The following is an 8,550-nucleotide window of genomic DNA, read 5'->3' on the forward strand; positions in this document are numbered from 1 at the left end:
GTATCGAATGAGAATCGTCTTTTTTTAATTTGATTTACCGTACTAGTTAGAAAAACGTGAGTTTTTCAGCAGCCTCCCTTTAGTGGACTCCGTTTTTTTGTTTTGAATTACTTTAATTGATCATTCAATACACTTTCCTCGAGAACGGAAAACTTATCCCCATACACTCTGGTTATGTGATTTTCCCCCCACGTACACAGTGCGGATAGGATACTTTCCAGGCTTTGCCCATACTCACTAAGTTCATATTCCACTTTAGGGGGGACTTGGTTATAAACGATACGATTGATGACCTCGTCCTTTTCTAACTCCCTCAATTGTTGGGTCAACATTTTTTGGGTGATGTTCGGCATAAGGCGCTTCAATTCACTGGTCCGCTTTTTTCCGTGGGTCAGATGGCAGAGGATTACGCATTTCCACTTTCCGCCCATTACTTCCAGTGTCGCTTCAACTGATATATTGTATTTCTTTTTTTGCATGATTGGCATACTCTCCTTGTTTTATAGGTACTAAAAGGTGCCTATATCACTTTAAAGTACGTACTGTTTTTTATTTCTATTATAACTCATAATAACATCTGCACACCGAATTCAACTGTACCATTTATAAAAAAAGTTGCTAAGGCAATTTCAATGATAGTACAAAAGACGAGAAGGAGAAGAGGATATGATTTCAAGTAAAAATAGAAGTACATGGGCATTGCTGGCTTTAGCGATCAGTGCCTTTGCGATTGGAACAACAGAGTTCATCAGCGTTGGACTATTACCACTCATTTCTAAAGATTTACATATTACAGTGACGACGGCGGGATTGACGGTATCCTTATACGCCTTAGGGGTCATGTTCGGGGCACCTATCCTGACATCCCTGACATCGAATATGTCGCGAAAGACTTTATTGCTATGGATAATGGTCGTGTTCATTGCCGGAAATGCATTAGCGGCTTCTGCGACCACGGTCGGTGTATTATTGATCGCACGTGTCATTTCAGCGCTTGCACATGGTATCTTCATGTCAATCGGCGCTACGATTGCTGCTGATTTGGTTCCTGAAAACCGCAGGGCAAGTGCCATCGCCATCATGTTTACAGGCCTGACGGTGGCAACGGTGACCGGAGTTCCTTTTGGAACCTTCGTCGGGCAGCAATTCGGCTGGAGATTCGCTTTCATCATCATTGTGGCAATTGGCGTGATTGCTTTCATCGGGAACAGCATCCTAGTCCCATCCGATTTAAGAAAAGCTGCACGGACAACGTTCCGTGATCAAATCAAATTGGTTACGAATGGCCGATTGCTGCTAGTATTCATCATTACAGCATTAGGGTATGGAGGTACATTCGTTGTCTTCACGTACCTCTCGCCATTACTTCAGGAAGTGACAGGGTATAAAGAAGGAACTGTAGCATTGATTTTGCTAATATATGGAGTAGCCATAGCAATAGGAAATACCCTTGGCGGGAAATTCGCGAATCGCAATCCTATTAATGCCCTATTCTATATGTTTCTTATTCAAGCCATTGTACTTGTTGTCTTGACTTTCACGGCACCGTTTAAGATAGCCGGTCTAATTACGATCATTTTAATGGGATTATTTGCATTCATGAATGTTCCGGGGCTTCAAGTGTATGTCGTCATGTTAGCGGAGCGTTTCGTGCCGAGTGCAGTAGACGTGGCGTCAGCCATCAATATTGCTGCTTTCAATGCGGGAATCGCCATTGGTGCCTACTTAGGCGGGGTGATTACGGATTCGATCGGACTGATTCATACAGCGTGGATAGGTGGAGTTATGGTGTTTGCAGCAGTGGTTTTAACAGCTTGGAGCCGTGCCTTGGAAAGTAAAGACCGTTCCAGGGGAACTGGCAAAATAGCATAGGATTGAAAAAGTGATGCATGTTAGAAAAAGCATGCTATGCGTTTAGAGTATGATTAACCAAGTATCATTGCATCCCTTCAGCGAATGATGGGAGGTTCCTTGAAGGGATGTAATGATACTGATACTTAAACGCATTACAATCTTAAAAACAATGAAGAAAAAATTTGGGGGTAGAGTATAATGGTGAAAAATTTACAAGATACAACTACGTTGCATAATGGCGTTAAAATGCCTTGGTTCGGATTGGGCGTATTTAAGGTGGAAGAAGGACCGGAGCTGGTAAATGCAGTTAAAGTGGCCATTAAACATGGTTATCGCAGTATTGATACGGCTGCCATTTATGAAAATGAAGAAGGGGTCGGACAAGGGATCCTTGAAGGCTTAAAAGAAGCTGGAATCTCAAGGGAAGATTTATTCGTAACATCAAAAGTCTGGAATGCTGATTTAGGATATGAATCAACAATCGCGGCTTACGAAAAAAGCTTAAAGAAACTTGGCTTGGAGTACTTGGATTTATATCTTATCCATTGGCCTGTGGAAGGAAAATATAAGGAAGCTTGGAGAGCGTTGGAAACTCTTTATAAAGAAGGAAAAGTAAAAGCGATCGGTGTGAGCAATTTCCAGATTCACCATCTTAAAGATTTAATGAAAGATGCGGAAGTGAAGCCGATGGTCAATCAAGTTGAATGCCATCCGCGTTTAACTCAAAAAGAAGTTCAGGCATTTTGTAAGGAACAAGGCATTCAACTAGAAGCTTGGTCTCCTTTGATGCAAGGTGAACTTCTGGATAATGAAGTTTTACAAGCAATTGCGACCAAGCATGGCAAATCAGTTGCACAAGTCATTTTGCGCTGGGATATACAAAATGGGATTGTAACGATTCCCAAATCCACTAAAGAATATCGTATTGTAGAAAACTCATCTGTATTCGATTTCGAATTGACGGAAGAGGAATTGAACCAAATTGATGGATTGAATCAGAATCACCGTGTTGGTCCAGATCCTGATAATTTCGACTTTTAATCAAGTATGAAGGAGAGGGACGGGATATCCGTCTTTCTCTTTTTTTATTGGAAGTCCGCATTAGTGGAGATGGACATGCCGACCGATTGCTGGAATTCGAGCAGCCTCAGTTTTTCTGGTGTTTTTGATTGGGATTCAAGCATTAACACAGTTTCATTCCTTATAACGCCAGCGAATATACTATATTCGCTGGCATTTTTACATCCTGGTCCCATTGTGACTATAGTAGGGATTTTTCGGTTATGTATGGACTTGATGTATTTACGTTTTGAACGTAAATACATATAAAATTGAATAGTTTGTTGCATTTTAGCCGAATGGCCATCAAGGAAAATGGAAAGAAAGCCCTAAGAATCATTGCGCGGGCGGTTTCCGACATGGGAAAGGATGTAAGCCTTTTCACGTGAAATGAAGTAGGGTTTATTTTATGGTTAATAATGGTTGTTATTCCAATTGGTGGGCTAATCCCTGCCTTGGGAATGACAAACGATTGTATGTTCAAAAGGGGTTTATTTTAATTCAAAGGGATGGAAGGGGAGCAAATAATATGTATACAGAGAGATTCAACAATGCTACTGAGTCCAAAGATATCGTAGGGGGAAAAGCTTTAAATTTAATTAAAATGACTAAATTGGGCATGCCCGTCCCAAATGGGTTTGTTATTAACAATGATTCCTTTATGCACTTTGCGGAAATGAATGAACTGGATTTAAAGAGTGAAACCATTCAAATCGAGATTATGGAAGCGGGCATCCCGGAAGATTTATCAAGCATCCTGTTGAGTTCTTTTCATGAGCTGCGAGAAGAATATACATCCTTGGCAGTCCGTTCTTCTTCGGGTACAGAAGACCTGGAAGGGGCATCCTTTGCCGGTCAGTATGAAACATATCTGAATGTTAAAACGGAAGAAGAATTCCTATCAAGGGTAAAAGGTTGCTGGGCCTCCTGCTTCGAGAACCGAGTCCAGCAATATACCGAAACCATTCATGAAAAAGTTGAAAAAATATCAATTGGCGTTGTGGTTCAAGGTCTGATACATTCAGAGGTTTCAGGAGTGGTTTTCAGCCATGATCCCGTTACATACAATTCAGAACATATATTGATCAATGCCAGTTATGGGCTCGGGGAGGCGGTGGTATCCGGTGTCGTTACACCAGATACCTATTTGGCTAAACGTGATGGTACAAAAATCAAGAAAATCAAGGGCAGCAAGGAACTGAAAATCGTTTCCGGCTCCACAGGCACTGAAGAAGTGGAAACCACTAGAGCGGAACGGGATGCATATTGCCTAAATGATGCGATGATTTCACAATTGATCGAATTGACACTAGAGGTGGAGAAGCATTATCGGCATCCTGTCGATTTGGAATTCGGAATTCAAGATCAAAAGGTATATCTCCTGCAAGCCCGTCCGATCACAACGGTGGTCGAAGACACAGAAGACATTCCATTCGCCAGGAAAGAGTTTATTTTGGAACGGAATGATAAGGATGAATTTTGGTTTTTGATCGATTCCAGATTTCCTGATCAAATTTCACCACTATTCGCTTCGATTTTCACTCAACCATTTTATCAAGGAATGGCTAAAGCGACAGAGGAGCTGAGGGAACCGACGGGATATCTCCAAATGAAAGTCCATAACGGTTATTATTACGGAAAGCAGATCCAATCCGGAACGGACCCACAGCAATTGAACATAGATAACGAAAAGCTTATGGAGGACTTGTATCCAGAGATGACTAACAGGATGTATGATATCATCCATAATCATTTGCTGCCCATTTATCGATATATGGATGAGGAAACATCGAAGGAATTCACGGCTGAAAAAGTCAAAAGAGGGTTAGATGAGTTAGAAGGGTTTTTCAAGGAGGTCTATTATTGGCACTTTATGATCGTCCTTCCACATATGAGCATTAATATTAAGCTTGAAAAGCTATTTCAAAGCTTGTTAGGGAGCGAGCCACGCCATGAACTTTACCAATCCATGGCCGGAGTCATGAATAAGTCACTGGAATCCGATCGAATCTTATGGCAATTATCATTGAAAGCGAAGAATGAACCTCAGTTGCAAAAGGTCATCATGGATTCTGATGAAGGAAACTTATACCAGATGCTGAGCGCTTTTGGGAAAGGGAAGGATTTTCTGGACCGAGTTGATAATTTCGTCAATGTGTATGGATACAGATGTCTTAAGGCACATGATTTCGTTGGAGAAACCTGGATTGAAAATCCTGAGCATGTACTGCAAATCATTAAGAATTTCATCATCAATGGATATGATTTTGATAAAGAATTCGAAACTGCAGTGGCTGCCGGGAAACGGATTTACCAAAGGTTTTTAAATGGAATTGAAGACCCCGGAGAGCGGGAAGTCTTTAAAAAATATTACCAAATGACCTTGGATGCAGTTGTTATCACGGATGATCACCATTTTTATATTGATGCCATGTTTGATGCAAAGACACGTTTATACTTATTGAAGGTAGGTGAGCTTTTAGTGCAGCAGAACGTGCTGGATGACGTGGAAGATATTTGGTTTTTATATAAAGATGAGATCATATCGGTTTTAGATGCTCCACACTCTTTAATGGATACGGTATTGGAACGGAAAAGGCAGTATGATTTGCATGAGAAAATGAAAACTCCATCATTTTTTGGCGAACCAACGGATGAAGAACGTGCTTTCGTGGAAATGGTGTTTGGTCCATTGGACGAAAACAAGGGAAATACGTCGAATACGATTAAAGGCATTTCAGCATCCGGCGGCGTATGCGTAGGAAAAGTCAAAGTGATATCCGGTATGCATGAGGCCTCTGATTTTAAAAAGGGAGATATACTTGTATGCAGGACCACGACACCAGTCTGGACGTCCTTTTTCCAGGATGCAAAAGCGATCATTACTGATACTGGCGGCATGCTGTCCCATTCAGCAATCATTGCCAGAGAATATCAGATTCCCGCAGTGTTAGGGACAAAAATAGGAACGAATCGATTGAAAAATGGAGATCATGTCATTGTCGATGGGAATACAGGAACCGTTACGATAATTGATGCATGAGTAAATTAAACCTAAAGCGGATTAGTAATGCATAGTGTCATCCGTTCAAGCTATTGTTTTCCTTTTAAGGATGGAGGTGAAAGAATGAGTAGACAGAGGGAATACCTGATGATCGTTTTTACTTTAATGGCGGCGTTTCTAGTACCGATCAATTCAACGATGATTTCGATAGCGCTCGGGTCGATTTCAGACTTTTACGGTTTGGATATACACAGTGCCACTTTGGTTGTCACTATCTATCTCATTGTAATGGCCGTTACCCAGCCGATTGCTGGTAAACTTGGCGATATATATGGCAATCGGAAAATCTATATAATTGGCATATTACTATTCTTTGCTGCGTCTATTGGATGCGGGCTTGCCCCAAATATAAATATGCTTGTCGCTTTTCGGTCACTGCAGGCCATAGGGGGCGGGCTGCTGATCCCGAATGTCGTAGCCCTTATCCGTCAGACCGTTTCACACGGGCGGCTGCCGGGGGTTTTGGGTTTTTTCGGATTGGGAATGGGTCTAGGAGCGGCAGTAGGTCCATTAATAGGCTCGTTTTTAATTGCTGTAGCTAGTTGGAAAGCGATATTCTGGGTTAACGTCCCGTTTTTATTGGGTGCACTTGCTGGAGGCGTTTTCCTTATACCTAAGCTGCAGAAAAAGAATGCCCGACAGCCATTGGATGTTATCGGCTCCTTTTATTTAGCCGTTACGATCACTTTATTGATTACTTTGACTCATGCAGAATCGATGACGATGTATATCGTACTTGGTATCGGGAGCCTTCTATTCGTGGGATTATTCGTACGGAAAGAACGTTCTGTTCCATCCCCGATTATCGATTTTAGCTTATTTAAGAGTCCCGTATTCGTAAATGCCAATTTATCTGTATTGATCAATAATTTCACGATGTACGCGATTTTGTTGGTCATGCCGCTGATTATGACCACAAAAATGGATATATCGACTTCCATGAGCGGTGCATTGTTATCCTTGTTCTCGATTTCCATGGCAGTCAGCAATATGATAGGAGGACAGCTTAACCGGAGATACGCATCGGAAAAGGTCATATTCCTTTCATTCGCCATCACGGTGTTAACGAATCTATTATTCTTATTCGTCATCCAAACCCAATCACTTCTGTATTTAGCCTTCACACTCATTGTGAATGGGCTGGCGATCGGTTTAGGACTTACAAGCATGCAGATAGCTTCCCTGGAAGCAGTGGATGAATCGGTATCGGGCTCGGCTTCGGGTATCTTTTCTACCTTTCGATATTTCGGGAGTATCTTCTCATCCACTTTGATAGGGATCATCGCAAATTATTCGATTCTATTCGGTATTCTGATAGTGGCGGCCTTATTAGGAGCCATTTTATCCAGAATGGTTTATAGAAACGGTAAAAAGTTGAGAGTTGATAAAGATGGAGTTCTTCCCCGATAAAATGAGTGAGGACCGAACCTTTTTAACTGCTATATGGTAAACTATTACAATGGTGATGCTCGGAGAGGTATACGGATCAGGTTGCATTCAATGCAGGAACTCAGATCAAGTGAGGAATTTCAGGCGGTACCTAAAAAACGAATGACGGGTATGGCTTTTTTCATTGCTGTTCCTAGCAATCATGTATGGATGCCAGTAATGAGTGTTTTGATAAAAATGGCATGCCGACAGTAGAAAAAAGTGTACATGTCTTTTCAATCAGCTGGCCGGTTGAATGTGAACCTTAAAAGCCGAGGATTCATTAAGTGATGTTTAACTGGAAATTTTGTTATAATGAATTAGATAAATCATACGATAATTCGAGGTGCTAATTATGGAAGAAATCAAAATCATTACAACTGAAGAAGTGGAAGCAAAGCTTGAGGCAGGCGAAGCGATGGAACTTGTCGATGTTCGTGAAGACGAAGAAGTGCAAGAAGGAATGATCGAAGGCGCGAAACATATCCGCATGAATGATATCCCAGCTAACCTTGATTATTTTGATAAAGAAAAAGAATACATCTTTATCTGCCGTTCAGGACGCCGCAGTGAAAATGTATGCCATTATCTTCAGGAACAAGGATATAAAGTGGCAAACATGGAAGGCGGAATGCTTGAATGGGACGGCGAAGTCATCGTTAAGTGAAGCTCTTCAAAAAAACCTGTTACTTTTGTAAGCGTAAATCCAAGAATGTAACGACATATTTGAATGAAGAAAGAAAAAAAATCGCGGTTTGTTCACATTGCCGAGAATATGCGGAAAGACGTGCATATTTAAAGGCATGAAAAGGGTCCTTTCATGAAAGGGCTCTTTTTGCATTATGGACCTTTCCGATAAAATTTTTTTTTGCCGTTCACATTTAAGCGTTTCCATTAGGAGCGGGAATGCAAAAGTTATATGTTAAAATTAGGGTGTTGAAATCAGAAAATATAGATAAAGGAGGGCGAAGAATGGATGTTTATAAAATAGCGGTCATTGCGGGTGACGGAATAGGACCTGAAGTGATTAATGAGGGTGTTAAGGTCCTAAAAAAAGTGGCTGGGATTGCGAGGCTGCTGAAAAACTCACGTTTTTCTAACTAGTACGGTAAATCAAATTAAAAAAAGACGATTCTCATTCGATA

The 8,550-nt window shown here is 41.2% G+C and carries 8 protein-coding genes; 6 read left to right on the forward strand and 2 right to left on the reverse strand.

Features of this window, described 5'->3' with window-relative positions; all coding sequences use genetic code 11:
• Positions 1–107: 107 nt before the first annotated feature.
• Positions 108–479, reverse strand: a complete 372-nt coding sequence (locus tag ACFX4L_RS24205) for a winged helix-turn-helix transcriptional regulator (protein ID WP_034309370.1) — start codon at positions 477–479, stop codon at positions 108–110.
• A 187-nt stretch (positions 480–666) separates the two neighbouring features.
• On the opposite strand from ACFX4L_RS24205, the gene ACFX4L_RS24210 reads away from it, so the two are divergent.
• Positions 667–1,872, forward strand: coding sequence for an MFS transporter (locus tag ACFX4L_RS24210; RefSeq protein WP_377382338.1), 1,206 nt, complete (start codon positions 667–669; stop codon positions 1,870–1,872).
• Positions 1,873–2,052: 180 nt separating this feature from the next.
• A complete protein-coding gene (locus tag ACFX4L_RS24215; protein ID WP_377382341.1) occupies positions 2,053–2,895 on the forward strand; it encodes an aldo/keto reductase in 843 nt (280 codons plus the stop codon).
• A gap of 44 nt (positions 2,896–2,939) precedes the next feature.
• On the opposite strand, the gene ACFX4L_RS24220 is transcribed toward ACFX4L_RS24215, so the two are convergent.
• Entirely contained in the window at positions 2,940–3,203 is a 264-nt protein-coding gene (locus ACFX4L_RS24220; protein ID WP_377382343.1) for an NADPH-dependent FMN reductase family protein, read from the reverse strand.
• A 239-nt stretch (positions 3,204–3,442) separates the two neighbouring features.
• Here ACFX4L_RS24220 and ACFX4L_RS24225 point away from each other — a divergent pair, with 239 nt between their 5' ends.
• From ACFX4L_RS24225 to ACFX4L_RS24240, 4 genes are all read left to right on the forward strand, one after another.
• On the forward strand, positions 3,443–5,956 hold the full coding sequence (locus tag ACFX4L_RS24225) for a PEP/pyruvate-binding domain-containing protein (RefSeq protein WP_377406496.1): 2,514 nt from the start codon (positions 3,443–3,445) through the stop codon (positions 5,954–5,956).
• An 84-nt stretch (positions 5,957–6,040) separates the two neighbouring features.
• The gene (locus ACFX4L_RS24230) at positions 6,041–7,387 is read left to right on the forward strand and encodes an MFS transporter (RefSeq protein ID WP_377382349.1); all 1,347 of its coding nucleotides are present in this window, start codon (positions 6,041–6,043) and stop codon (positions 7,385–7,387) included.
• 373 nt (positions 7,388–7,760) lie between these two features.
• Positions 7,761–8,072 carry a rhodanese-like domain-containing protein gene (locus ACFX4L_RS24235; protein WP_061464470.1) on the forward strand — a complete coding sequence of 104 codons (312 nt, stop codon included), beginning with the start codon at positions 7,761–7,763 and terminating at the stop codon, positions 8,070–8,072.
• A 305-nt stretch (positions 8,073–8,377) separates the two neighbouring features.
• Positions 8,378–8,509, forward strand: coding sequence for a hypothetical protein (locus tag ACFX4L_RS24240; protein ID WP_377406498.1), 132 nt, complete (start codon positions 8,378–8,380; stop codon positions 8,507–8,509).
• The last annotated feature ends 41 nt before the right edge of the window (positions 8,510–8,550 follow it).

The sequence above is a fragment of the Peribacillus sp. YIM B13482 genome, from assembly GCF_042787975.1.
Lineage (GTDB): Bacteria > Bacillota > Bacilli > Bacillales > DSM-1321 > Peribacillus > Peribacillus simplex_A.